23 protein-coding genes and 1 pseudogene are annotated in these 24807 nt (G+C 73.3%); 1 reads left to right on the forward strand and 23 read right to left on the reverse strand.

What is annotated here, in order from left to right:
- Window position 1 precedes the first annotated feature (1 nt).
- The 11 genes from ACQYWQ_RS24065 to ACQYWQ_RS24115 all read right to left on the reverse strand — a co-directional run bounded on the left by ACQYWQ_RS24065 (window position 2) and on the right by ACQYWQ_RS24115 (window position 11543).
- Window positions 2-709, reverse strand: a complete 708-nt coding sequence (locus ACQYWQ_RS24065) for an indole-3-glycerol-phosphate synthase (protein ID WP_431037385.1) — start codon at window positions 707-709, stop codon at window positions 2-4.
- Entirely contained in the window at window positions 706-1374 is a 669-nt protein-coding gene (locus ACQYWQ_RS24070) for an N-(5'-phosphoribosyl)anthranilate isomerase (RefSeq protein WP_431037386.1), read from the reverse strand. Before ACQYWQ_RS24070 ends, ACQYWQ_RS24065 begins: the two co-directional genes overlap by 4 nt.
- Window positions 1371-2069 (reverse strand): transglutaminase-like domain-containing protein, encoded by a 699-nt coding sequence (locus ACQYWQ_RS24075; protein WP_431037387.1) that lies wholly within the window; start codon window positions 2067-2069, stop codon window positions 1371-1373. The genes ACQYWQ_RS24070 and ACQYWQ_RS24075 overlap by 4 nt, the downstream gene beginning before the upstream one ends.
- A 63-nt stretch (window positions 2070-2132) precedes the next feature.
- Window positions 2133-3272 carry an acyl-CoA dehydrogenase family protein gene (locus tag ACQYWQ_RS24080; protein ID WP_431037388.1) on the reverse strand — a complete coding sequence of 380 codons (1140 nt, stop codon included), beginning with the start codon at window positions 3270-3272 and terminating at the stop codon, window positions 2133-2135.
- Window positions 3272-3646 (reverse strand): ectoine synthase, encoded by a 375-nt coding sequence (locus ACQYWQ_RS24085; RefSeq protein ID WP_431037390.1) that lies wholly within the window; start codon window positions 3644-3646, stop codon window positions 3272-3274. Before ACQYWQ_RS24085 ends, ACQYWQ_RS24080 begins: the two co-directional genes overlap by 1 nt.
- A complete protein-coding gene (gene trpA / locus ACQYWQ_RS24090) occupies window positions 3633-4478 on the reverse strand; it encodes a tryptophan synthase subunit alpha (RefSeq protein ID WP_431037391.1) in 846 nt (281 codons plus the stop codon). Before trpA ends, ACQYWQ_RS24085 begins: the two co-directional genes overlap by 14 nt.
- A complete protein-coding gene (locus ACQYWQ_RS24095; protein ID WP_431037392.1) occupies window positions 4471-5505 on the reverse strand; it encodes an anthranilate phosphoribosyltransferase in 1035 nt (344 codons plus the stop codon). The genes trpA and ACQYWQ_RS24095 overlap by 8 nt, the downstream gene beginning before the upstream one ends.
- Window positions 5506-5507: 2 nt before the next feature.
- Window positions 5508-5771, reverse strand: a complete 264-nt coding sequence (locus ACQYWQ_RS24100) for an acyl carrier protein (RefSeq protein ID WP_431037393.1) — start codon at window positions 5769-5771, stop codon at window positions 5508-5510.
- Window position 5772: 1 nt separating this feature from the next.
- The gene (locus tag ACQYWQ_RS24105; RefSeq protein WP_431037395.1) at window positions 5773-7242 is read right to left on the reverse strand and encodes an AMP-binding protein; all 1470 of its coding nucleotides are present in this window, start codon (window positions 7240-7242) and stop codon (window positions 5773-5775) included.
- Window positions 7243-7425: 183 nt separating this feature from the next.
- Complete coding sequence (locus ACQYWQ_RS24110) at window positions 7426-8724, reverse strand: hypothetical protein (protein ID WP_431037397.1); 1299 nt, start codon at window positions 8722-8724, stop codon at window positions 7426-7428.
- A complete protein-coding gene (locus ACQYWQ_RS24115; RefSeq protein WP_431037398.1) occupies window positions 8721-11543 on the reverse strand; it encodes a DEAD/DEAH box helicase in 2823 nt (940 codons plus the stop codon). Before ACQYWQ_RS24115 ends, ACQYWQ_RS24110 begins: the two co-directional genes overlap by 4 nt.
- Before the next feature lie 97 nt (window positions 11544-11640).
- On the opposite strand from ACQYWQ_RS24115, the gene ACQYWQ_RS24120 reads away from it, so the two are divergent.
- Entirely contained in the window at window positions 11641-11979 is a 339-nt protein-coding gene (locus tag ACQYWQ_RS24120) for an antibiotic biosynthesis monooxygenase family protein (protein WP_431037400.1), read from the forward strand.
- Window positions 11980-12047: 68 nt separating this feature from the next.
- Here the strand turns inward: ACQYWQ_RS24120 and ACQYWQ_RS24125 are convergent, their stop codons facing one another.
- The 12 genes and pseudogenes from ACQYWQ_RS24125 to ACQYWQ_RS24180 all read right to left on the reverse strand — a co-directional run bounded on the left by ACQYWQ_RS24125 (window position 12048) and on the right by ACQYWQ_RS24180 (window position 24786).
- The gene (locus ACQYWQ_RS24125; protein WP_431037402.1) at window positions 12048-13688 is read right to left on the reverse strand and encodes an FAD-binding protein; all 1641 of its coding nucleotides are present in this window, start codon (window positions 13686-13688) and stop codon (window positions 12048-12050) included.
- Window positions 13689-13740: 52 nt separating this feature from the next.
- On the reverse strand, window positions 13741-14001 hold the full coding sequence (locus tag ACQYWQ_RS24130) for an acyl carrier protein (RefSeq protein ID WP_431039322.1): 261 nt from the start codon (window positions 13999-14001) through the stop codon (window positions 13741-13743).
- Window positions 14002-14046: 45 nt separating this feature from the next.
- On the reverse strand, window positions 14047-15237 hold the full coding sequence (locus ACQYWQ_RS24135; RefSeq protein ID WP_431037403.1) for a beta-ketoacyl synthase N-terminal-like domain-containing protein: 1191 nt from the start codon (window positions 15235-15237) through the stop codon (window positions 14047-14049).
- Window positions 15238-15299: 62 nt separating this feature from the next.
- Entirely contained in the window at window positions 15300-16565 is a 1266-nt protein-coding gene (locus tag ACQYWQ_RS24140; RefSeq protein WP_431037404.1) for a beta-ketoacyl-[acyl-carrier-protein] synthase family protein, read from the reverse strand.
- A gap of 256 nt (window positions 16566-16821) precedes the next feature.
- Window positions 16822-17550 carry an ABC transporter permease gene (locus ACQYWQ_RS24145; RefSeq protein WP_431039323.1) on the reverse strand — a complete coding sequence of 243 codons (729 nt, stop codon included), beginning with the start codon at window positions 17548-17550 and terminating at the stop codon, window positions 16822-16824.
- Between the two features lie 74 nt (window positions 17551-17624).
- The gene (locus ACQYWQ_RS24150) at window positions 17625-18602 is read right to left on the reverse strand and encodes an ATP-binding cassette domain-containing protein (RefSeq protein WP_431037405.1); all 978 of its coding nucleotides are present in this window, start codon (window positions 18600-18602) and stop codon (window positions 17625-17627) included.
- 132 nt (window positions 18603-18734) lie between these two features.
- Window positions 18735-19081: pseudogene (locus ACQYWQ_RS24155) on the reverse strand (PadR family transcriptional regulator); the annotation flags it as partial.
- A gap of 469 nt (window positions 19082-19550) precedes the next feature.
- Complete coding sequence (locus ACQYWQ_RS24160) at window positions 19551-20102, reverse strand: hypothetical protein (RefSeq protein ID WP_431037406.1); 552 nt, start codon at window positions 20100-20102, stop codon at window positions 19551-19553.
- A 230-nt stretch (window positions 20103-20332) separates the two neighbouring features.
- Window positions 20333-20665: a hypothetical protein gene (locus ACQYWQ_RS24165; RefSeq protein WP_431037407.1), complete on the reverse strand. Its 333-nt coding sequence runs from the start codon at window positions 20663-20665 to the stop codon at window positions 20333-20335.
- Window positions 20666-20872: 207 nt separating this feature from the next.
- Window positions 20873-22360 carry an aldehyde dehydrogenase family protein gene (locus ACQYWQ_RS24170; RefSeq protein ID WP_431037408.1) on the reverse strand — a complete coding sequence of 496 codons (1488 nt, stop codon included), beginning with the start codon at window positions 22358-22360 and terminating at the stop codon, window positions 20873-20875.
- Between the two features lie 426 nt (window positions 22361-22786).
- Window positions 22787-24001, reverse strand: coding sequence for a glycosyltransferase (locus ACQYWQ_RS24175; protein ID WP_431037409.1), 1215 nt, complete (start codon window positions 23999-24001; stop codon window positions 22787-22789).
- Window positions 23998-24786, reverse strand: a complete 789-nt coding sequence (locus ACQYWQ_RS24180) for a MerR family transcriptional regulator (protein WP_431037411.1) — start codon at window positions 24784-24786, stop codon at window positions 23998-24000. Before ACQYWQ_RS24180 ends, ACQYWQ_RS24175 begins: the two co-directional genes overlap by 4 nt.
- Window positions 24787-24807: the final 21 nt, after the last annotated feature.

Genomic DNA, 24807 nt, shown 5'->3' on the forward strand with positions numbered 1-24807 from the left:
GTCAGCGCGGGGCACCCGGGGTGCTCCGCGCGGCGTCGAACTCGGCGCACCAGGCCGTCAGACTGGGGGTCCGCAGCAGTTCGGTGCCGATCAGCAGGCCGGCGAAGCCCGCGCCCAGCAGGCGGGCCGCCGTGACCGGTCCGGTGATGCCGCTCGCGCTCACCGGGTGGCGGGTGCCGGTGGCCCGCACCGCCGGCAGCAGCGACAGGCTGCGGCCCAGATCGGCCGAAAGACGCTCGCGGGTGGCGATGTCCTTGTTGTTGACCGCGACCACGCACTCCGGCCCGCGCGCCACCGTGGCCGCCTCGGCCGCGTCGGCGACCTCCACGAAGGGGGTCAGCCCGAGCCCCAGGGCACGGTCGGTCAGCCGGGCCAGCACCCCGGCGGGCAGCAGCCGCCCGGTCAGCAGCACGGCGGAGGCCCCCAGCTCACGGGTCCGCTCCAACTGACGCCCGCTGGTGACGAAGTCCTTGCGCAGCAGCGGCAGCGAGGTGCGGGAGGCGACCTCGCGCAGCAGGTCCTCGGTGCCGCCGAACCAGTGCCCGGTCACCACCGACAGACAGGGCGCGCCGGCGGCCTCGAACCGTTCCACCGTCTCGGCCACGCTCCGGCCGCCCAGCAGATCCCGGCCGTCGGCGTCCCGCAGCTTGACCTCCATGACAAGCGGCCGGGCGGCGGACGCCAGCGCGTCGCCGAAGGAAGTGTTCACGTGGTCCTCCAGGCGCGGGCGACGGCGCGGGCACGGCCGGCTCGCAGCAGCCCGTCGGCGCCGCGCGCCGCCGAGTCGACATCGATACCGAGGAAGCGCGGATGGGCCCGCGCACCCGCGAAGTCCTGCGCGTTGCCCGCGTGCAGACCGCCCGCGAGCAGGAAGGGCAAACCCGTCCGCTCGGCGAGCGCGGTCACCGCCGCGTCCGCGAGCGGCTCGGCGGTACTGCCGAGCCGGCCGTCGGCAGTGACCGTGTCCACCAGGAAGGAATCGGCGCCGGCCCGTTCGTACGACCCGGTCAGCCGCTCCTCCAGGCACACGCCGTCGCGCAGGTGGAGCACCTTGACGATCTCCAGGGCCGGCGGCCCCGCCCGGCGCAGCGCGCGCACCGTGCCCGGCGGCTGAAAACCGTGCAACTGCACGCACGGCACCCGGGCCGCCGCCACCGCCGCGAGCAGCGCCCGGGTGTCGGAGGAGAACGTGACCAGCACCGGCCTGAGCCGGCCGTCCGCCAGGGCCAGCGCGGCCAGGTCGGCGAGCCGGGCGGCGGTCAGCTCCGCCCGGCCGCCCGGCACACCGTGCCACAGGCCGACGAGATCGGCACCGGCCGCCGCCATCCCCGTGACCTCGGCCTCCGTGGTGGCCCCGCAGAACTTGACGATCACCGCTCGGCCGTCAGGGGTCCGGCCTCCCCGGCCAACGAGCCCTCGGTGAACCCCGTGCCGGACGCGTTCAGCAGACGCGGGTGGGCCGTCCTCAGCTCCTCGACCACCCGCTCGTAGGGCAGGTCGTCGAACTCGCCGTGGTGGCGCAGGAACTCCATGTGCCGACGGCCCTGGAGGTCGAAGGGGTGGTGCAGGCTGTCCGCGGTGCCGTCGAAGTCCAGCGGCGCCAGCCCGTACAGCCGGCACAGCGCCTTGTTGAACACCGGTGTCGCCCGCACCCAGCGGCCGTCCAGCCGGACCGAGGTGAGACAGTGCATGTGGAAGACGTCACCGCCGATCAGCCGCTTGAGCCGTGCGGAGGCCAGATGGTTGCGTACGTCGGCGAGGACCAGCCGCGCCGGGATGCCGAGCGACCGCAGACCGGCCGCGTACAGCACCGACTTGTGCAGGCACATGCCGGAACCGGTCCGGGCCACCGAACTGGCCCGCAGTCCGGTCCGGGACAGGTCCGCCCCGTACACCTCGTAGCGGACACGGTCGCGCACCGCGTAGTAGAGCGCGACCGCGCGGGCGCGTGGGGTGGTGGCCGAGGAGGGCAGCGCGCCGGCGACGAAGTCGCGGACCTCGGCCGAGGCGTGGTCGAGGAAAGCGGTGGCGCGCAGCGTGCCCATGTCCTCGTGGTGCTGGGTCGTCACGGTGGAATCTCTCCGGTTGTGGGCGGTCGTGGGCGGTCGTGGGTCGGAAGGGTGGGCGGCCGGTCACAGGCCGAGCAGGGCCGCGATGCGGTTGCGCTGGATCTCGGACGTGCCCGAGTAGACGGTGGACCCGACCGCATTGCGCAGCTCGGCCTCGACGCCGTACTCGGCCATGTAGCCGTTGCCGCCGAAGATCTGCACGGCGGCCAGGGCGGACGCGACGTTCGCCTCGCTGGTGACGAGCTTGGACATGGCGATGTCCCGGGTCACGTTCGCGCCGGCCGCCATCCGTTCCGCGGTGGCGTACAGCCAGTGCCGGGCGGTCTCCACCGCGATCTCCATGTCCACGATCCGGTGGGAGACGGCCTGGTTGGCGCCGATGGGCCGGCCGAACTGCTCGCGAGCGCGCGCGTACGCGACACAGCGGGTGACACGGTGGCGCATCTCGCCCGCGTTGACGATGAAGGAGCACAGGATCTCCCGGCGCATCACATGGTCGAGCACCAGGAAGCCGCCGCCGGGCGGGCCGACGACGTGGGACGCGGGCACCCGGCAGTCGTCGAGGAACAGCTCGCCGAGCGGTGAGGTGCGCAGACCCATCTTGGCGACGGGCGCGCCGACCCGCAGCCCCGGCGTGTCCCGCTCCACCAGGAACGCGCTCACGCCGAGCGGGCCGGGCCCGTCGCCGGTGCGGGCGTACACCGTGAACAGGTCGGCGACCGGCCCGTTGCTGACGAAGCTCTTGCTGCCGTTCAGCACGTAGTGGTCGCCGTCCCGCACCGCCCTGGTCCGCATGGCCAACGCGTCCGATCCGCTGTCCGGTTCGCTGATGGCGTGGGCGCCGATCCACTCGCCGGAGCAGAGCAGCGGCAGATAGCGCTCCTTGAGGGCCCGCGAGCCGAAGCGCTGGATCGGCACCCCGGTGCTCACCATGTGGGTGCAGACCGAGAAGCTCAGCCCGGCGTCCCGGCAGCCCTCACCGAGCCCCTCCAGGACGTACATCGTGGTCAGCAGCGACTGCCCGAGGCCGCCCCACCGCTCCGGGAAGGGCAGCCCGAGGATGCCGGTCCTGGCCAGCGTCCGCCAGCTCTCGTACGAGAACGAGGCAGCCGCGTCGCGTTCGACGTGACCGGCGTTGAGCTTCTCCAGCCAGGGCGCGAGGCCTTCGCGCAGCGCCCGCTGTTCCGCGGTCCACTCGATCATCAGTAGTGGGAGTAGCCGGACGAGTCGAGGTCGTGGCGTTCGTCGCCGCGCAGCGCGGGGGTGAACACGCACACGAGGCGCAGGTCCTCCTCCGGATGCGCGACGAGCCAGTGCGCGTCGTGCCGGTCGAGCGAGTACAGCGTGCCGGAGGTGATCGGGTGGACGGTGCCCTCGGTGTCGATCACCTCGCCGCTGCCCCCTATGCAGTAGCAGGTCTCCAGGTGGTTGCGGTACTCCAGGCGGGACTTGGTGCCCGCGCGGACGGTGGTGTCGGTGACGGTGTAGCCGATGCCGTCGCCCAGAGTGAGGAAGCGGCGGCTCAGGCCGTTGCCCCAGTCGACACTGGTGACCTCTTCGAGCTTACGGACGATCATGGGTGTCGATCCCTTCTTCCGGTTGGCCGGTGTCTGTGCGGACCGGGGCGCGCAGGTCCCGGACGAAGGAGCGCAGCTCCTCGACGGGGTCACGCCCCAGCACGCGGGCCTCTTCGATGCGGGCCACCCCCGCGCTGCCGACCACGGCGGCGTCGGCGCCCAGCCGTGCCACGCGCGCGACGTCGCGGGCGGTCCTGATCCCGAAGCCGACGGCCACGGGCGCGGACGCGGTGGAGCGCAGGGTGGTGAGGACCGCCCCGAGCCGGTCCCGGTGAGGGGCCGCGGTGGTGCCACTGCGGCCGTAGTGCGCGACCAGGTACACGTACGCGGAGGCGAGGTCCGCCGCCTCGGCCACGGCGTCGGGGCCGGAGACGGCATAGCAGGTCGTGACGAGCGGCAGTCCCGCCCGGCGCACGGCCTCGTAATGGGCCGCGCGCAGTCGGGGCGGCACCCCGTGCAGCAGCAGCCCGTCGCAGCCGGCGTCGCGGACAGCGGCGGCGAAGTCGGCGGGGGCGGTGTCCCTGGCGGTGTGGCTCCAGTCGGCGAGCAGCGCGATCCGCAGCCGACGCAACCCCGGCCGCACGGACGCGACGGCGTCCAGCACGCCCCGGAACGTCGCTCCGGCGGCCAGCGCCCGGCCGGCGGAGGCCCGCACGACGGGCCCGTCGGTGGCCGAGCCGGGGAACGGCACGGCCAGTTCGAGGCAGTCGACCTCACTCTCGTCGAGCATGGCCGTGAGGTCGGGCAGCGTGTCCAGCGGTGGGTCACCGGCGTTGAGGAACACCGCGAGTCCAGGCCGGCCGGGACGGCGGCGGGCGAAGAACTCAGGCATGGGCGTCCGCCCCCGACCGCAGCCGGGACAGCAGGCCGAGGCCCCGGCCGTCGCGGATCACCTCGCGGGCCGCGTCCAAGGCGGCCCGCCAGTCGCCGGTGACCTGACCGGCCACCGCCAGCGCGGCGGCGTTCAGGGCCACGGTCTCCTCCGCCACCGGTGTGCCCTGCCCGGACAGCACCTCGTGGAAGCGGGCCACCGGGTCGCCGTCCCGCGGCCGCAGCTCGTCCGGCGAGCCCGGACGCAGCCCGAGCCGGGCCGGGTCGAGCACGAACTCGTCCTCCAGGGCACCCTCACACGCGTACACCCGGTTCGGCAGGAAGCTCAGGAGTTCGTCGGCACCCGCCTCGTTGGCGCACAGCCACACCGAGCGGACCTCGCCCCGCGCCAGGTGCCCGGCGGCGTGCCGCAGCCCGGTCAGCAGCCGCCGGTCCGCGACGCCGGTGAGCTGCGCCCTGGCCGGGAGCCGCGCCAGGAAGGGGCCGAGCGCGTTGACGAAACCGCCGAGTCGCCTGATGTCCAGCGGCAGCACGCTCCGGGCCAGCAGGCCGAGTTCGGCCGGGTAGACGAAGGCGCCGGCGAAGGCGATGCCGTGCGCTTCCAGGGACGCGTGCGTCTGCTCGTACGACGAGGTCAGCGGAACCCCGAGCCGCTCCAGCAGGTCGACCGAGCCGAGGCCGCCGGTCCAGGCGCGCGATCCGGTCTTCACGACCCGGACGCCCATCGCGGCGGCCACGAACGCGGCGGCCGTCGAGATGTTGAACGTGCGCGGCCCCCCGCCGGTCCCGACGATGTTGACGGCGGTGCCGACCTCGGCGGGCACGTCGGCGGACCGGTACCCGGCCAGCGAGTCCAGGAGGCCGGTCAGGGTGGTGCGGTCGGGCATCCGGGTGGCCAGCGAGGCGAGCAGGGCCACCGACTCGCCCCGCCGCGGCCCGCCCTCGCGCAGCAGGTCCCAGAACGACCGCCAGACCGGCGCTTCCACGGGCCGCTCCCGCTGGAGCAGCATGGTGACGGCTTCGTGCACGGCTACGCGCTCTTCGCCCGCCGCGGCGACGCGTGCGTGATGAACGCGTCGATGGCCGCCACCGTGTGGAAGGATTCCGGCCGCAGTTCGACCGTGTCGGTGTCGATCCCGTACCGGTCCTCGATCCAGGCGATCACCTTCAGCAGCCCCAGGCTGTCGATCACCCCGCTCGCCAGCAGGTCGTAGTCGGCGTCCAGTTCGGCCGGAGACACGTCCGGCAGGAACTCCGCGACGACGAACTCCTTGATGGCCTGGGCGTAAAGCATGTCAGCTCTCCTCGGTGAAGTGGACTCGTACGGCGCGCTCCCGGTCGACCTTGCCGGTGGCGGTCCTGGGCAGCGGCTCGTCGGTGATCAGCAGGGCCGCGGGGATCGCGGCCCGGGGCAGTGCGCGCGCCAGATGTCCGCGCAGCGCCAGGCTGTCGACCCCGGTGCCGGGGCCACGGCGCGCCACGGCGTGCAGCCTGTGCCCGGCCACCGGGTCGGGCACCGCCACCACGGCGGCCTCGGCGACGTCCGGGTGCGCCAGCAGCAGGTGTTCGACCTCCTGCGGGTTGACCCGGACGCCGCGGACCTTGACCTGGAAGTCGGTGCGCGCCACCAGGGTGAGCGTTCCGTCGGCCGAGCGGCGCACCAGGTCGCCGCTGCGGAACCAGCACCGTTCGTCCGCTCCCTCCGGATGCGGGACGAACGCGCCGGACGCGGCGTCCGCGCCGAGGTAGCCCTCGCTCTGGAAGGGGGTGGAGACGTACAGCTCACCGGTCCCCGGCCCGTCCAGCACCCGGCCCTCCGCGCCGACGAGCAGGGCCGCCACACCGGGCAGCGGCTGCCCGATCGGCAGCGGGCGCTCGGGGTCCGGGGCGCCGCGCAGTTCGTACAGGAAGCTGTCGTTGGTCTCGGTGCAGCCGTAGACGTTGTACAGCCGGGCACGGGGCAGCAGTCCCGGCAGTGCCGCCAGGACCGGGGCGGGCATGGTGTCCCCGGTGAAGACGGCGTGCCGGACGGACGGGAGCGTACGGCCCCCGGCGCGGGCGGCTTCGGCCAGGAGCCGGTAGAACATCGGCACCGACTGGACCACCTCGGGGCGCTCGCGCTCGACGAGGTCGAGGAGGCGGCCGCCGTCGGTGACGCGGTCCGCGTCCACCAGGACGACCCGTCCACCACGGGCGAGGGTCGTCCACACGTCCAGCAGGCACACGTCGAAGTTCAACGGCGCGTAGTTGAGCACGGTCGTGCCGGGGCCGATGCCGAAGGCGTTGCCCGCCCAGACCACGAAACGGTCCAGCGCGGCACCGGGTAGCGGGACGATCTTGGGCAGACCGGTGGATCCGGAGGTGGTGAGGAGCAGTGCGGTCCCGGTGAGGTCCGCGCCCGGGGAGCGGCGGGCCGCGGGCGGCCGCCCCGGAGCGAGCACATGGCCCACACCGGCCTGCTCGTACAGCCGCTCCATGACGTCCGCGCCCAGGGCTGGTGACGGCAGCAGCAGCGGGCGCCGGGCCAGCAGACAGGCCAGGACCAGCGCGACGGTCCGGGGCGACTTGACCGCCGGCAGGGCCACCGGCGCGCCGGCCGGCAGCGCGGCGATCCGGTCCCGTGCCCGCTCCGCGTGGGCGAGCAGCGCCCCGTAGCCGACCGAGTGCCCCCGCCACACCAGGGCGGTCGCCGCCGGCGTCCGCCGGGCCTGGTCCACGAAGCTCTCGACGAGCGGACGCGGTCCCGCGATGGTGGTGCCCTCCACGATGCCTCCTTCCGGTCCGCGCCTCGCCGGGGTCCGGCGAACGCGTTGAGCCCCATCGTGGTTCCGGCATCTGGAGGCTCGTTGGAGCCTGACTCGGCGGGCGGTGGCCGTCGGGAGCACGGGAAAGCGGCCGGTCCGCGCCCCGGTGCGGGGGCGGTCCGGCCGCTGGGTGGTGGTCGGCGGTCAGCCGTCGAGGAGTTCGGCGAGCGCCTGCACGGGGTCGTGCGCGGGCGGCCCGGCGGGCCACCAGGTGCCGGACCGCTCCCGGTACGGATACCAGCGGCCGTCGCGCCCGTACCGTAGTTGCAGGCCCCGGCCCGGCAGCGTCCAGCGGTTGTCACGGACGACCGCTTCGGGAAGCCCCTCGTCCTCCCAGCCCGTCGAGAGCGCCGTGCAGGCGCGGACCATGTCGGGCCCCTCGGGCTGCCATGCCTCTTCGAGCACCTCCAGTGCCGCGGCTCCGCCCCATCGCCACGCCTCGGCCGCCCGGTCCAGCTCCTCCGGCCGGTCGCAGGCGTCCCGCAGCCGCGCGGGCACCCGGGGGTCGGGGTGGGTGGCGGCGATCCGTACGGTGTCCTGCCACCGGCCGAGGAGCCGGGGCGGCCCGTCGCCCGCCCCCAGGGTGTACGCGAGGAGTTCCCGGGCACGTACGGCCGCGTCGGCGACCAGCCGCTCCAGCGGGTCCGCCTCGATGCCGGTGACCGGCTCGGTGCCCTCCTGCGGCGGGTCGGGCAGCGGGGGGAGCGGGGGAAGGGGGACCGCCGGGCGGGCGTACGCCTCGTCGGCGGGGGTGCCGACAGCGGGGGTCCCGGTGACGGCCGGAGCGTCCGGCCGCACCGCCTCCGTGCCGGTGTCCTCCTCGTCCTCCCCGTCCCCTGTGGTCTCGGTCATGGCGCGCAGGAGGAGGACGGACTTCAGCTCCTCCAGGGCCGTACCCCAGTCCCGGCCGCGCACCAGCAGCAGGAGCTGCGGTTCCTCGTCGAGCAGCCAGGAGAACTGGTAGCCGAGCGCGATCGCGTGCGCGCACGGATGGTCCGGCTCGTCGCAACCGCAGTCCGGTTCCAGCTCGCCGTAGCCCGGAAGCAGCCCCAGCCGGGCGTCCTCCGCCGCCTCCAGGAGATCCGGCGGCAGCTCACCGGCGAGCAGCGCTTCCGTCTCCGCCGGCCGGTCCGCGGTGCGTTCCCACAGGGCGTCCCACTGCTCGTCGTCCAGCTCGGGGAGGGCGAGGACCACCGTGTACGGCTCGTCGGCGCCGTCGTCGTACACCTGTGTGCTGACCCGCCCGGGACCGACCGTGAGGGGGCCGAGGCGACCGGAGCGGGCGACGGTCCGCCCCTTTTTCAGCGGTTCCTCCTCGGGCCAGAAGTCCTCCATCGACTCCACCCAGGACCGGCTCCACCAGGACTGGCCGCGGATGCGGCCGCCCCTGCGGGAGGGGAAGGCGGCGAAACCCCGCGGCCGGTCGTCGTGTTCGTCGCTCATTCCGCGCTCCTCAGCTCCACCAGGTTCGCCAACTCGTCGGTCCCGAGCCGGCTCAGCGCCCGTTCGCCGCTGTCGACGACCGCGTCGGCCAGTTCCCGCTTGCTCTCCATCAGGGCCGCGATACGGTCCTCGACCGTGCCCTCCGCGATCATCCGGTGCACCTGCACCGGCCGGGTCTGCCCGATGCGGTGGGCCCGGTCGGTCGCCTGGGCCTCGACGGCCGGGTTCCACCAGCGGTCGTAGTGCACGACGTGGTCGGCCCGGGTCAGGTTGAGGCCCGTACCGGCCGCCCTCAGCGACAGCAGGAAGACCGGCACCTCGCCGTCCTGGAAGCGGCGGACCATCTCCTCCCGCCGGGGCACCGGCGTTCCGCCGTGCAGCAGCTGGGCCGTGACGCCCCGGTCCCGCAGGTGCCGTTCCAGCAGTCGCGCCATCGCCACGTACTGGGTGAACACCAGCGCCGCGCCGTCCTCCGCCAGGATCGTGTCCAGCAGCTCGTCCAGCAGGGCCAGTTTGCCGGAGCGGCCGGTCAGCTTCGGCTCCTCCTCCTTGAGGAACTGCGCCGGGTGGTTGCAGATCTGCTTCAGACCCGTGAGCAGCTTGAGGACCAGACCGCTGCGGGCGATTCCCTCGGTCGACCTGATCTCGGCCATCACGGCGCGCACATGCTGCTCGTAGAGGGCGGACTGCTCGGCGGTCAGCGGTACCGGACGGTCCGTCTCGGTCTTGGGCGGCAGCTCGGGCGCCACACCGGGGTCGGACTTGCGGCGGCGCAGCAGGAAGGGCCGGACGAGTCCGGCGAGCCGCCCGGCGGTGGCGCCGGGACCGGCCCCGTCCCCGGCGCTCGCGGCGGACCGCTCGGCCTCGATCGGGGCGGTCCAGCGGCGGCGGAAGTGGCTGTGGGTGCCGAGCAGACCGGGCGTGGTCCAGTCGAGGAGCGCCCACAGTTCGGAGAGGCTGTTCTCCACAGGGGTGCCGGTGAGCGCGACCCGCGCGTCCGCCGGGATCAGCCGCAGCGCCCTGGCCGTGGCGGACGACGCGTTCTTCACGTGCTGGGCCTCGTCGGCGACGATCAACCCCCAGCGCCGGCCGCCGAGCCGCTCGGCGTCCAGGCGCATCGTGCCGTAGGTGGTCAGTACGAAGCCGCCGTCCGCGCCCTCGACGCTGCGGCCGGCGCCGTGGAAGCGGCGCACGGCGGTGCCGGGGGCGAACCGGCGGATCTCCCGCTCCCAGTTGCCCAGCAGCGACGCCGGGCACACCACGAGGGTGGGGCCGCGGCTTGCCTCGTGCTCCTGGCGGAAGAGGTGGAGCGCGATGACCTGGATCGTCTTGCCGAGGCCCATGTCGTCGGCGAGACAGCCGCCGAGGCCGAGCGAGGTCATCCGCTCCAGCCAGGCCAGTCCGCGCGACTGGTAGTCGCGCAGGGTCGCGGCGAGCCCCGCCGGCTGTTCGACGGGCGCGTCACCGGCGAGGTCGGTCAGCAGCGTGCGCAGCGCGCGCAGCCAGGGACCGTCGGCGACGGCCACCTGTTCGCCGCCGATCTCCGCGTACCCGGTGAGGGCGACCGCCAGGGTCTCCACGGCGGTGAGCGGAGGCAGCACGCGGTCCCGGGCCCTGCGGGCGAGTTCCGGGCCGAGGAACGCCCAGCCGCCGCGCACCCGGACCACCGGCCGTCCCGCTTCGGCGACGGCCGCCGTCTCCTCCTCGGTCAGCGGAACGTCGTCGAGGCAGAGCTGCCAGCGCAGACCGACGGTGCCGCCCCCGCCGAGGAAGGAGCGCAGGTCGGACGGCGGGGTGCGGTCCGCGCCCACCGTGGCCCGCGCGGTCAGCCGCCGTTTCCCCTCGTCCGGCCAGCGCACGTCGATGCCGTGCGCCCGCAGCCGGGCCGCCGCACCGCCCAGCAGCTGGCTGAACTCCTCGTCGGCGAGGTCGAGCCGCCGGGGCACCGGCAGCAGGCGGGCGAGCGGTTCCCACACGGTGGCGGCGCGGCGCACGGCGCGGACGGTGTCGGCCTGGGCCACGGGTCCCAGCGTGTGCGGGGCGCCGTCGAAGAGTTCCGAGGCGGTCAGCTCCACGGTCGGGTCGGCGAGATCGGACACCAGGGGGACGATCCGGCCGACCGGCGCGCCGTCCGTGCCGTCGGCCAGCCGCACGGAAAGCGAGACCCGTACGCCGGAGTCGATACCGAGCGCGATCTCCTCCGCCCAGGAGCGCAGTTGCGGCACGTGCTGGGGTGCGGTCGCGGCGAACGCGGCCCGGCCGGTGGCCGCCTCGGCGGCCGCGGTGCGCGGCAGCGTGTCGGCGACGGCGTCCAGAAAGGCGCGCAGCGCTGTGTCTGCGGGCGGCAGCAGCGTGGTCCCGGGCACGGGCACGGCGAGGGCCTCGGGCGGGGCGGCGGCCGCCAGCTCGCGCAGCCGCAGCACGTCGGCGGGGTCGAACGGGCCGACCCGCCAGGAGTCGTAACCGCCCGTGGACACGCCGGGCAGGAGCCGTTCGCGGGCGGCCAGATGGAGCGCCAGCGCGGTGGCGGCGCCCCAGAAGGCCGCCGCAGGGTGGACCGCGTCGCCGCCGTACTCGCGCCGGGCAAGGGTCAGGACCGGCAGCGCGTCGGCGACGGGCAGCCACAGGACGGGGACCGGGCGCCGTCCGTGGGCTGTGACGAGCCCGGCCTCCGCGGGGGCGGCGCCGGGCAGTGCGGGCGGATCCCCGCCGTCCGGGTCCCAGAAGGCCATCCGCCCCGTACGGGCCGGGTCACCCGGCTCGAAGGCGACCGCGTACCGCGCCAGCCGTCGGGCGTGCTCACGCGCAATCCACACCATGCGTCCCGCTTTCATGTTTCCGCTGTTCCGCTGTTCCGCTGTCCGCTGGTTCGGGCGGGCGGCCCAGCCGCGTTCCACGGCCATTCGAGTGCCGTCTGTGACGGTGACCGTGCTCCCCGCTGTCTCCCAGAGAGAACTCTCCGTGATCACACTAATCAACCGGTTCCAACTCACCGGCTCTGCCGAGGAGTTCGAGCGTGTCTTCGACAGCACCTCGGCGTTCTTCGCCGCCCAGCCCGGCTTCGTCCGCCACCGTCTGCTGCGCCACCTGGACCGGCCCGGACGCTACGTCAACGTGGCCGACTGGGAGGACGAGCGGTCCTTCCGCCAGGCGCTGCGGCAGCCGGAGTTCGCCGCGCACCGCGCCGCGCTGCGCGCGCTGAGCGACGGCGACCCGGAGCTGTACACCCCGCTCCTGGAGCGCGTGCCGTCCTGAGCGTCCGGACAGCCCGGGGAGGGGCGACGCCCGCGGCGCCGCCCCTCCCCTTCGTGTCCCGGGCCCCGTCACACGGGTCGCACGCCCAGGTCGTGCCCGAACACCTGCCGCGGGTCCCAGACGGCCTTGATCCGCTGGAGGCGAGCGTAGTTGTCCTTGTAGTACAAGCGGTGCCAGGGCACCCCGGAGGTGTTCCACTCGGGGTCGGCCATGTCGAGGTCCGGGTAGTTGATGTAGCAGCCGTCGGCGCCGCCCCGTCCCGGCACCGGCACGCCGCCCGTCGTGGCGAACACGTCCCGGTACATGCGCCGCAGCCAGCCGATGTTCTCGGCGTCGGCCTCGGGGTCCTGCCAGGTGTTCATGAAGATGACGTTCACCACCGCGTCCCGGTGCGCGGTGGCGGTGGCCGAGGAGCCCACGGTGTTGATCCGGCCGCCGTACGACTGGAGCGACACGCTGGCCGCCTCGCTGCTGTGGTCGGCGCTGTCGAGATGGGTGAACAGAGCATCGATCTGCCGGCCCGTCAGGGAACGGCGGAGGTAGGCGGACTTGATCTTCTGCCGGCCCTTCTCCGCGTCCTGGGTCTCGGTGAGCTGCGTCGTGGCGGTGAACCAGGGGACCCGGACGGTCCCGGGGACGTACGGCGTGACGCCGACGCCCTCCGTCACGGCCGTCACGTACCGCTCCAGCAGCCGCTCGGCGTCCGGCAGCCCGGCGTCGACATGGGTGAAGCTGACGGCGCTGTGGCCGGGGTCGTTCTCCCGCAGCCGGCTCAGCAGCACCAGTCCGCCGTACAGGCCGGTGTACGGGGACCCGGCGCCGCTGTTGCGCTCGTGCCAGCGGCCGAAGTTGCCGACCAGCCGCCGCATCGCCGCCCGGTCCATGCCCTCGCGGGGGAAGATCACCGTGCTGGACAGGATCTCGGCGGGCGGGCGCGGGAGCAGGTGGGCGGGGTCGTCGCCGGTGGCACCGGGGGAGCGGAACCAGTAGCGGGTGACGACACCGAAGTTGCCGCCGCCACCGCCGGTATGGGCCCACCACAGGTCGCGGTGGGGGTCCTCGGGTTCGCGGGTGGCCACCACGGCACGGGCCCGGCCCGCGGCGTCGGCGACGACGACCTCGACGGCGTACACGTGGTCGGCGGCGACACCGAAGCGCCGGGACAGCGCCCCGTACCCGCCGCCCGCCACGTGCCCGCCGATGCCGACGGTGGCGCTGGCCCCGCCGGGCAGGGTGACGCCCCAGGTGTCGTAAAGCCTGCGGTACACGTCCATCAGCCGCGCACCCGGCTCGATCATGACCGCGCGCATCCGCGGGTCGTACGCGACGGCGTTCATGTCGCCGAGGTCGATCACCAGGCGCACGGCCGGGTCGCCCACGAAGTTCTCGTAGCAGTGGCCGCCGCTGCGCACCGCGACCCGCCGGCCGGAACGGGCGGCCTCGCCGACGGCACGGACCACCTCCTCGGTGGTCGTGGCCACGCGGAAGGTGGCCGGGCGCGCGGTGAACCGCTTGTTGTGGCCGCGGGTGGCGAGTACCTCGTACCGGGGGTCGCCCGGAGCGATGCCGCCCCCCGTAACGCCCGGCCCGCGGTGCCCGCCGGTGGTGGCCGCCGCGGCCGGGACGGGGCTCATCCCCGCGCCGAGGAGTCCGGCGGCCCCGACGGTGAACGTGCCGGCGACGAAACGCCGGCGGCTTGGAGTGGTCATCGTGTCCCTTCTCGGTGGGTCGTGCCGTGCGGTGTGCGGGTCCTCGCCACGGTCAGGCCGCCTCCCCGGCCGCCAGGGTGCGGTTGACGGCGTCCAGGTAGGCGCGCGGCGTCCCGGCGCCGTCGATGGCCTCGTCGAGTGTCACCTCGTAGTCGCGCTCGATGCGTCCGGTGGTCTGGAGCATGGCCAGCGAGTCGTAGCCGAGGTCGGTGAAGGGGATGTCCAGGACGTCGCCGTCCAGGTCGACGCCCTCGTCCTCGCCTGCGCACTCGCGCAGCAGGGCGGTCAGTTCGCTCAGTTCCAGCTGCTTCATCACACTGTCTCTCCGCGTGCCGGGCACGCTCGTCGGTGGAGCCGGTCAGTCGGCGCGGCGGACCACGGCCGCCGCGTTGAAGCCACCCCGGCCGCGGGCAAGGACCAGGGCGTGGCGCAGGCGGACACCGCGGCGCGGGGCGCCGGTCACCAGGTCGACGGGACAGTCCCCGGCCGGGCGCTCCGTGCCCGTGGTCGGCGGGATCACCTGCTCGCGCAGGGCGAACAGGGCCGCGGCCAGGTCCAGCGAGGCACCTCCCGCCAGCAGTCGGCCCGTCATGGACTTGGGCGCGGTGACCGGCACCCCGAAGCGGCCGAACAGGTCGGCGATCGCCGCGGCCTCCGCCCGGTCGGCGGCACGGTCGCCCGCCGCGTCCGCGAAGACCACGTCGACGTCTGCCGGTCCCACGCCCGCGTCGGCCAGGGCGAGCCGGGCCGCGTCGGCCAGGCGCGGGGAGCCGTCGGCGTCGAAGGTCGCCGCACACCCCGAGACCGATCCGTAGATGTGGGCACCGCGCTGCCGGGCCAACGCGGCGTCCTCCAGCACGAACAGCGCCCCGCCCTCGCCCACCACATGGCCGCGGGCCCCGGCGTCGAACGGCAGGAACGCCAGCGCAGGGTCGTCGGCGGTGCTCAGACCGCCGCCCGCCAGATGGGCCGCCCATCCCCAGGGGCACAGCGCCGAGTCGACGCCCCCGGTGATCACGAGCCGGGTGCCCCGGCGGATCTGCCGCCGGGCCTGCGCGACCGCGTCGAGCCCCCCCGCCTGCTCGGAGACGACGGCGCCGCTCGCGCCCCGCAGGCCGTGCCGGATGGAGATCTGGCCGGTGTTGACGGCGTAGAACCAGGCGAAGGACTGGTACGCGCTGACATGACGGCCGCCCCGGCTCCACAGCGCCTGGAGTTCGCGCTGCCCGAACTCGAATCCGCCCGCGGAACTGGCGGTGACCACTCCGGCGGTGTAGTCGGGCAGTTCGGCCGGGTCCACCCCGGCGTCGTCGAGGGCCTCCCGGGCGACGGCCAGGGACAGCCGGGTCACCCGGTCGGTCTGCGGCAGCAGGCGGCTGGACACGTGGTCGGCCGCGACGAAGCCGGGCACCTCGCCGGCCAGCCGCACCGGATAGCCCGAGGCGTCGAACAGGGTGACGGGACCGATGCCGTTCTCCCCGCGCAGCACGGCCGCCCACCAGGCAGCCGCGCCCAGGCCGTTGGGGGCGGCGACGCCGATTCCGGTCACGACGGGGGTCTCCGGGCGGGCTGCGGAGGGCCGGGTCGGCGCGGACACCGGCGAGGCCGTCGTCACGCCGCCTCCGCGAGCCGGGGGCGGGTCAGCACGATGGCGCTCTGGAAGCCGCCGAAGCCGCTGCCGACGCTGAGCACGGTGTCGGTGCGCCGCTCGCGGGCCGTGATCGGGGTGTAGTCCAGGTCGCACTCCGGATCGGGGTCGTGCAGATTGGCCGTCGGTGGCACGGTGTTGTGGGTGATGGCGAGGGCACTGGCGGCGACCTCCAGCGAGCCGATCGCGCCCAGCGAGTGGCCGATCATCGACTTGATGGAGCTGACCGGGACGGCGTGGGCGTGGCTGCCGAGACTGCGCTTGAAGGCGGCCGTCTCGTGCCGGTCGTTCTGCCGGGTTCCCGAGCCGTGCGCGTTGACGTAGTCGACGGCGGTCGGGTCGAGCCGTGCCTCGGCGAGTGCCGCCCGGATCGCCTCGGCCATCTCGCGGCCGTCGGCCCGCAGTCCGGTCATGTGGTACGCGTTGCTGCGGCTGGCGAAGCCGGAGATCTCGGCGTACATCGGCGCGCCCCGGCGGCGCGCGCGTGCGAACTCCTCCAGCACCAGGACCGCCGAACCCTCGCCCAGCACGAAGCCGTTGCGGGTCCGGTCGAAGGGCCGCGAGGCGGTCGTCGGGTCGTCGTTGCGCGGGCTGGTCGCCTTGATGGCGTCGAAGCAGGCGACCGTGATGGGGGAGATCGGCGCGTCGGTGGCACCCGCCAGCATGACGTCGGCGCTGCCCTCGCGGATCAGCTCGGCGGCGTACCCGATCGCGTCCAGGCCGGAGGTGCAGCCGTTGGACACCAGGGACACAGGGCCCTGGGCGCCGGCGGTCCGGGCCACTTCGGCCGCCAGCGAGCTGGGCACGAAGTAGTCGAAGAGGTGGGCCACGGCCCGGGTGTGGTCCACGGTCCAGTCCCGTCCGTGGTCGCTGACGACCGCGTACTCGGTGTCCAGGCCGGTGGTGCAGCCGACCGCGCTGCCGAGGCTCACCCCGGTGCGCAGGGGGTCCGGCGTCTCGTCGACTCCGCTGTCCGTGAGGGCCTCGCGGGCGGCGACGAGGGCGAACTGGGCGGCCCGGTCGAGCCGTTCGGCCTCAGCGGGGCCGAATCCGTGCTCGGCCGGGTCGAAGTCGGCCTCGGCGGCGATACGGGAGCGGAACGGTGCCGCGTCGAACAGGGTGATGGCCCGGGTCGCCGTACGGCCCGCCGTGAGCAGCTCCCAGAACGACTTGACGCCCACACCGCCCGGGGCGACCACTCCCATGCCGGTAATCACGACCCGTTTCATCGGATTCCTCACAGTCCTGAGCCTCGGTTGCGTCCTCGGACACCGAGCCTCACCCACGAGGCTGGAGCCTCACTCGATTCCCGTCCGCCGATGGCAGGAGCGCCGCGGACCCGGCCGTGGACACGACGGTGGCCGCGTCCGCTGACGGGGGGCAGGGACGCGGCCACCGGCGGTCACCGCCGGGGCCGGCGTGGGGCCGGTCCCGGGCGGCATCCAGGGGTGGAGCGGGTCGTCGGCCGGTGCGGCCGACGGGGGGTCAGTGGCTGAGCCGGGCGAACCGGCGCAGGGCCAGCGGGAAGAAGACGGCGAACAGCCCCACCGCCCAGAGCACGGCCGCCAGGATGTGCCCGGACGCGCCGCCGACGCTGCCGAACAGGTCCCGTACGGCCGTCGCGGTCTGGGACATGGGGTTCCACTGCACCACCGTGCCCAGCCAGTCCGGCATGGACGCGGGGGTCGCGATGGCGTTGGACAGGAATCCCACCGGCCAGACCAGGATCTGCACGGCCTGCACCAGTTCCGGTTTCCCAGCCACCAGGGCCAGGTGGATGCCGATCCACAGCATCGCGAACCGGAACAGCAGCAGGAGGCCCACGGCGCCGAGGAACCCGGCCGCCGTCGTGTGCGCCCGCCAGCCGATGGCGTACCCGACGCCGATCATCACGGCGAGGCTCACCGTGGACTGCAGCATGTCCGCCGCCGAACGGCCCACCAGCACCGCGCCGTTGGCCATCGGCATGGACCGGAACCGGTCGATCACGCCCTTGTTGATGTCCTGGGTGACCGCGATCACTGTGTTCTCCAGGCCGAAGGCCATGGTCAGCGCGAGGATGCCGGGCACCAGGTAGTCGATGTAGTCGCCGCCGACGTCCCGGCCGCCGCCGATCAGATAGCCGAACATCAGCAGGATCATCACGGGGAAGACCACGCCGACGGCCACCTGTACCGGCTGCCGTCCCCAGTGGGCGAGTTCCCGCCGGGTCATGGTCCAGGAGTCGCTCAGCGCGAAGGCGAGACCACCGCCGTTCTCGCGCACCGCGTGCGTCGTGCCCACCGCGCTCACACCGCCTCCCTGGTCCGGGTCTCGTCCGACGCCGGGGCCTCCTCGGAGCGCCCCGTCAGCCGCAGGAACACCTCGTCCAGGGTGGGCCTGCGCACAGCGATGTCCTCCGCCTCGATGCCCGCCGACTCCAGCAGCCGCACCACTTGGGTGAGCGCGCTCATCCGGTCGGTCACGGGCGCGCTGAACCGCCGGCGGTCGGTGTCCACCGTGACGTCGGCGGCGGCGAACGGCATCAGGGCCACCGCGGCGGCCAACTGGGACGCGTCGCGCAGGACGACGTCGATGCGGTCGCCGCCGGTACGCGCCTTCAGCTCGTCGGCGGTGCCGTCGGCGATGACCCGCCCCTGGTCGACCACCGAGATCTGGTCGGCGAGCTGGTCGGCCTCCTCCAGGTACTGGGTGGTCAGCAGCACCGTGGTGCCGCCGCCGACCAGCGAGCGCACCGACGCCCAGACCTCGGCCCGGCTGCGCGGGTCGAGCCCGGTGGTCGGCTCGTCGAGGAAGAGCACCTCCGGCTCCGTGATCAGCGACGCGGCGAGGTCGAGCCGCCGCCGCATGCCGCCGCTGTACCGCTTGACCTGCTTGGCACCGGTGTCCGTGAGGCCGAACCGCTCCAGCAGCTCGTCGGCGCGGGCGCGGGCCCGCCGGGCGCCGAGGTGGTAGAGCCGGCCGAACATCTCCAGGTTCTGCCGGCCGCCCAGCTCCTCGTCGAGCGCCGCGTGCTGGCCGAGCAGTCCGATGCGGGCCCGCACCCGGTCGGCCTGCGTCACCACGTCGTACCCGGCGACTGTCACCCGGCCCGAGTCCGGCCGCAGCAGCGTGGTCAGGACGCGGATCGTCGTCGTCTTGCCCGCGCCGTTCGGGCCGAGGAGGGCGTGCACGGTGCCGCCTCCCACCCGCAGGCCCAGACCGTCCAGAGCGGCCTTGTCCCCGTATCGCTTTCGTACGCCCTCGACGTCGATCGCGTCGGCCATGCGTCTCCTCCGCTCATGTAGTCAATCTTGACTACTGCTCGCCGCACGTTAATGCCCGCTTGGCGATTGGTCAAACTTGACTACATGGACGCGTGCCGGTGCCCCGTCCGCCGGCCGGGCGGCGCTACCTCGGCGCTCGTCTCCCGGATGCCGCTCCCCGGTCGCGTACGGGTTGCGCTCGCCCTCCGCGAGCACCACGTGCATCCCCGAGAACGGCTCGCCCTCACCCGCGAAGGTGTACTCCCCGCCCTCCAGGCGCCGGATCGGCCCCTCGGTCCACGCGGCGCCCGCGGCGCCCGCGTCGGCCGCGTGGAGCCACAGGTGCATGATCTCGCCGATGTGCCCGAGCCGGTACGGGCCGCCCTCCGGCGTGCAGTACCCGGAACCGACGCGCGCCACTCCCGGCCGGCCCGCGATCGCTCCCGCGGCGGGCCCCGCACCTCCGCGCGCTCCAGGCCGACGATGAAGCCGAGCGCCGCGAGGGGACTGCGGTCCTGCACCGGAGCGGCCGGCGGTCCGCCGTACGGCCGTATTCCTCAGCCTGCGTGAGGGCCCATGTGGCGCCCTCGGCCCCGGCAGCCCGCCGACGGAACCGAAAAACATGCTGTGACCTGGGCGTTCTTCCGCTTCGGCGCATCATGACATGGTTCCGATGACGCAGCACTTCGCGTGCGTGGCGATGCTGGAGCCGGTGGCGAAGGGGGCCCGAGCCGCATGGCCGCCCGCCGAGTGACTGGACAACGTCTCGGACGAACGCCTCACGGGCGGATGCCGGGAGAGGTTACTGGGCGGGGCCTGGAAACAGCCCGACGACTCGGTCCCGCTGACGACCGTGGCCCGGACGAAAGGCCGGGCCGCGGAAGCGGGGGAGGGGGGTGAGCCGGTGAGGTTGGCCGGTGTCAGGCAGGATGCCGGGGTGCCCGGCTCGCGGAGGGGTCCCGTGGTGTGTCAGTAGGCCCCGTTTACCGGAATCCAGCCGGAGTGGGCCCTGGGCTCCCAGAAGGAGTCCGTGTCACTGTCGTATCGCAGGACCTGGAGCTTCACATCGCCGTCCTCGCGGTAGTCCTTGTCGCAGGTGCCCCAGGTTCCCGCACCTCCCTTGTGGACGCAGGCGAAGGGGGCGCGGCCGTAGTCGGTCGTGACCACCACGGCGGCGGACATGCCATCGGACTCCGTGTCCTTGGCCCAGATGATGTCGCCGTAATGCTGGAAGCACCCGCTGGAGCCATAGGTCACGGTCATGCCCAGACATGTGTCGGACGGGGGTGCCGCCTTCGTGAGCCCGCCCGACGTGGGGGCGGGGGCGTCGGCGGGGGCGGGGGCGTCGGCGGGGGTGGCGACGGCGTCCTCGATCATGGTGCCGGCGGGCAGCTCGACCCGCTGCCACCGACCCGACGGGGCGTCATCAGCCGTCGCGGGAGCGGCGGCCGCTATGGACAGCGCGAGCGCCGCGGCTCCGCCCAGCACGCTCAGCTTCACTCGCCGGTTTTCCCGCGGCATGCGCAAACCCCACCCCTGGACCCCGTTTTGAGGGCCTCTTCCGGAAAATTCATGAACGGGTTGTGAGGGTAGTGAACCTTCTTGGTCGATGAAAGGGGTTTCTGCAGCTGCTTGGATCGAGCGGTTCGCCCGCGCTCGTCGGAATCCTGGACAGGCGCCGGCAGACGGAAGCGGCCGAAGCCTGGTTCGGCTTCGGCCCCGTGCCACCTGCTGTCGGTCGTGTGCGGGCTCTATGTGTGCGGCGCGTGCTTGGTCGGCTTGGCAGTCTCGATCGTGATCGTCGAGGACGAAAGGCCGGGTACAGCACACTGTTCGGGAATCTTGGTGGCGACGGTGGCGCACTTCTTCGGAGTGTCCACCACGGTCCCGGGGGCCTGGGCCGCCAGGTGCGGTTCTTTGGTCGTGCTCCTGGCGATCCCGCCGTGCCCGACGCGAGTCTCCAGCGTGGCGGGCTCGGGCGAACTGTCGGCGTGGCCGGTGTCCACGGCGGTCGAGCAGGCTCCCGCCGAGACGGAGGCGCTGAAGACCAGCATGCCCGCCAGCATGATCCTTCGAATGCGCATGAAGCCTCCGCGGAATCAGTGTGATCGGTTGCTTGCCAATCGGCCAACTCTGCCATGAGCGCCGGTGCGAGAGGAGGCGAAGGTGTGAAGGAACATCATCCTGCGGGCGCTTGCGAGACGTCTGCCGTCTCCTCACCAGGCGGTTCACCTCGACAGGCGGTTCACGAAGCCTGGTGAGGAGACGGCAGGGCTGTGTGTCCGGTCCGGTCAGAGGTTGATGACGACGGCCTTGGTCTCGGTGTAGGCGTCGATGACGTCGGGCCCGTGTTCACGGCCGATGCCCGACTCCTTCATGCCACCGAAGGGAAGCGGTCCGGTGCTCATGTCGTGCCCGCCGTTGATCCACACCGTTCCGGCCTGGAGCCGCTCGGCCATCCTGTGCGCTTCCGCAAGGTTGTTGGTGTACACGGTGGCGGCGAGACCGTATCGCGTGTCGTTGGCGATGCGCACGGCTTCGGCGGCGTCGTCGAAGCTCAGGAGCACCGCGACGGGGCCGAAGATCTCCTCCTGCGCGACGCGCGAGGAATTGTCCAGACCGGTGACCAGGGTCGGACCGACGAACAGGTCGTTCTCATCGGTCTCAGCGGTGATGACCTCGGCGCCGAGCGAGCGAGCGAGGTCGATGTAGCCCGTCACCTTCTCGTAGTGCGCGCGAGAGGCGAGGGGGCCCATGACGGTGGTCGCCTCGAACGGGTCGCCCATAGCCTTGGACCAGTTGGCCAGCTGTTCGGTGAGCAGGCGGGTGAACTCCTCCCGCACACTCTCCTGCACCAGGATGCGGGACCCGGCGACGCAGCCCTGCCCACTGCCTGCCAGGTACCCCAGAGCGGCGGAGGCGGCGGCCTCGTTCAGGTCGGCGTCGTCGAGGACGATGACCGGCGACTTGCCGCCCAGCTCCAGCGTGACGCGCTTGAGGCTGTCCTTGGAGGCTTCCAGCACGTGCTTGCCGACCGCGGTGGACCCCGTGAAGCTGACCTTGTCCACGTCCGGGTGGGTGATGAGCAGTTCACCGGTGGTGGGCCCGGGGCCGGTGACGACGTTGAGCACGCCGTCCGGGAGGTCCGTGTGCTCGTGGATGAGCTGGGTCAGGCGCAGCCAGCTGAGCGAGGACTGCTCCGAAGGTTTCGCCACCACCGTGTTCCCTGTCGCCAGGGCGGGTGCGACCTTGTATCCCATTTGCAGCATCGGGCCGTTCCAGCTGGCGATGGCCACCACCACACCCAGAGGACGCCGGGTGGTGTACTTCAGCTGTGTCGGCGCTGAGGGGGCGGTCGTGCCGTAGATCCGCGTGGGCCACCCGGCCGCGTGCCGGAACACCTCAACGGTGTGGTGGACCATCCACCGGGTGCCGACGAACGGCCCGCCCATCTCCAGCGAGTCGAGAGTGGCCAGCTCTTCGGCGTTCGCCTCCATCACGTCCGCGATCTGGTGCAGCACACGGCTGCGCCGCTCAGGAGTGATACCGGCCCAGTCCGCGGACCCGAACGCACGCCGGGCCGCGGCAACCGCCAGGTCGACGTCCTGCTGGTCGCCGACCGCGATGTTCGTGAGTGTCCGCTCCGTCATCGGGTCGATGCTGGGTACGTGGACACCGCCGGCGGGCGGCTGGTCCCGGCCGTCGATGAAATGGCCGTGCGACTGGTCGAGAAAGGCCGGAGCGGGACGGTTGGGGGTGAGGGGGTGCTGGGTGCTCATCAGGTGCGTTCCTTGCATGTCCGCTGGGCGTTGGAGTGCGCGTTCCAGGACCGGCGGCCGGCCGCCACGGAGGCGGCGCTTCCTCCGCGTCGGCCGCGAAGGGCCCGCTCAGGAGTGGTGCGCCGCCCCCTCACCGCGGAGATGTCCCACCGAGAACGGTGAATGATGTCCCACCGAGAACGGTGAATATCGTTCGCCCCGCTGCCGGCCGGGTCGGAACAGGCATGTCTCCATGTTCCTTACGCGGACCACGTCCGGCCTTGCCTGAGACGGTCAACTTCTTGCCCGATCCCCGGACGCAAGGACCCGGGCGCCCCCCCACAAGCGCCCGGATCAGCCCACACGCGCCGAACCAGCGACCGGCAGCGGTCGACGAACGCGGTGGGCGGTCGTCGACCGCGCCGCGGATGCTGCCGCGGCCGTCGGTCAGGCCTCGGCCAGTCGCCGCACGGCTTCGGCGACCCGCCCCGCCCCGTCCTCCGTGGCCATGTGCCGCGCCGCTCTCGTGGCGGCTCGTGCGTACGCCGGGTGGCGCGTCGCCCGGCCGAGTGCGTCGGCGAGGCGCTCCGAGGTGAGAGAGCGGAAGGGGATCGGCTCGGTGGCCGCGCCGAGTGCGGCGAGGCGTGCCGCCCAGAACGGCTGGTCCGCGGCCACCGGTACGGTGACGGCAGGCACCCCGGCGCGCAGGGCGGCGGCCGAGGTTCCGGCCCCCGCGTGGTGGACCACCCCGGCCAGCCGCGGGAACAGCGGGGCATGCGGTACGTCGCCGAGGGTGAGTACGTCGTCGCCCTCGGCGGCCAGCCCCGCGCTGCCCGCCTGGAGAATGCCGCGCAGACCGGCGTCGCGCAGGGCTCGTACGGCGATCTCGCTCAGCCGTTCCCCCTCGCCCGCCGCCATGCTCCCGAAGCCGATGAGGACGGGCCGAGGCCCGGCTTGGAGGAAGTCCTCCACGACCTCGGGCAGCTGTTCGTTCGCCTCGTGAGGAGGCCACCAGTTGCCGACGACCTCCACACCCGGCCGCCAGTCGGTGGGGCGGGGCACGAGCGCCGTGCTGAAGCCGTACAGGAGCGGCCAGTTCGCGCGCTCCTGCCGACGGCGCGTCGCGGAGGCGGAGTCCGGCGGCAACCCGAGCCGCCGGCGCAGCCCGGCGACCGCCTGCTCGTAGACGCGGTCGGTCATACGGAGCGCGAAGCGTCCGGCCACGCGGTTGGCGAGGCGGCCCAGCGAGCGGGCGCCGGTGACGACCGGCGGGAAGTCGCCGGTCGGCTCGGTGGGCTGGAGGTACACGCCGAGGCTCGGTGTGCCCGTGGCCTCGGCGAGGTGCCAGCCGAGCGGAGCCGTCGTGGTCGAAAGGAGGAGCAGGTCCGTGCCCTCGGCCATCACGTCGGCGAAGCCCTGCCCCAGGTCCGAGATGAACGCCGCGGCGGTGCGCATCAGTTCACGTCTGCCCTGGGCACCTCCGGACGCCCGGGCGTCGGCGGGGAGGCCGCGGAAGTCGAGTCCCGCGTCGCGTACGAGGGGCGCGAAGGCGTCCGTGGTGGCGAGGACCACGTCGTGTCCGGCCCGGCGCAGCTCGGCGCCCAGGCCCGTGTACGGCGCGACATCACCGCGCGAGCCGGCGGCGGCGACGAGGATCTTCATCGGGCTTCCCCCGGTGCGGAACGACGGCCCGCGTTGGCGTGGACCGCTCTGCCCAGGTAGGCGGCGAGGCCCGGCCGTTGCTGCGACGGCGGAACGACCAGGGCGAAAGCGCGCGGGTCGGCGACGAAGTCGTCCGCGATGCGCCGGTGCATGTCCGGCGGGCAGGAGGTGAACCAGCGCGAGATGTGCAGGCGGTGCTCCTCGGCGAGGTCCCTTGCCCGCTCGCCGTCGCTCGGCTCCCCCTCGTCGAAGGCAGCGAGCAGCTCCGCACGCCAGGCGGTGGCCTCGCCCATGAGCCGCCGCCAGTCCTCCTTGGTGTGGGCGGCGGCGCGGGCCATCGCCTCGCGCTGTCCCTCCGAGTGCGCCCACTTCTGCTCCGCCTGGGTGGCGTAGCTCAGGTCGAAGGTGATCTCGCCGAAGACCTCGAAGCGTTCCCGGGGGCTCAGGGACACCCCGGTCCGATGGACCTCGATGGCCCGTTCCGCGGCCTCCGCCAGCTGCTGGAGCCTGGCGATCTCCTCACTCAACCGCCGCTGTCTGGCCTGGAGATACTCCAGCGCGTTCACCTGCGGATCGCTGAGGATCGCGGCGATCTCGTCGAGCGAGAAGCCGAGTTCGCGGTAGAAGAGAATCTGCTGGAGGCGGGCCAGGTCCGCGTCGCTGTAGAGGCGGTATCCGGCCGGGCTGCGCCCGCTGGGCGAGAGCAAGCCCGCCTTGTCGTAGTGATGCAGGGTCCGCACCGTCACCCCGGCGAATGCCGACACCTGACCCACGGAATAGCTCATCCACCTGCCCTTTCGTCGGTG

It is taken from the genome of Streptomyces sp. P6-2-1, from assembly GCF_050613165.1.
GTDB lineage: Bacteria > Actinomycetota > Actinomycetes > Streptomycetales > Streptomycetaceae > Streptomyces.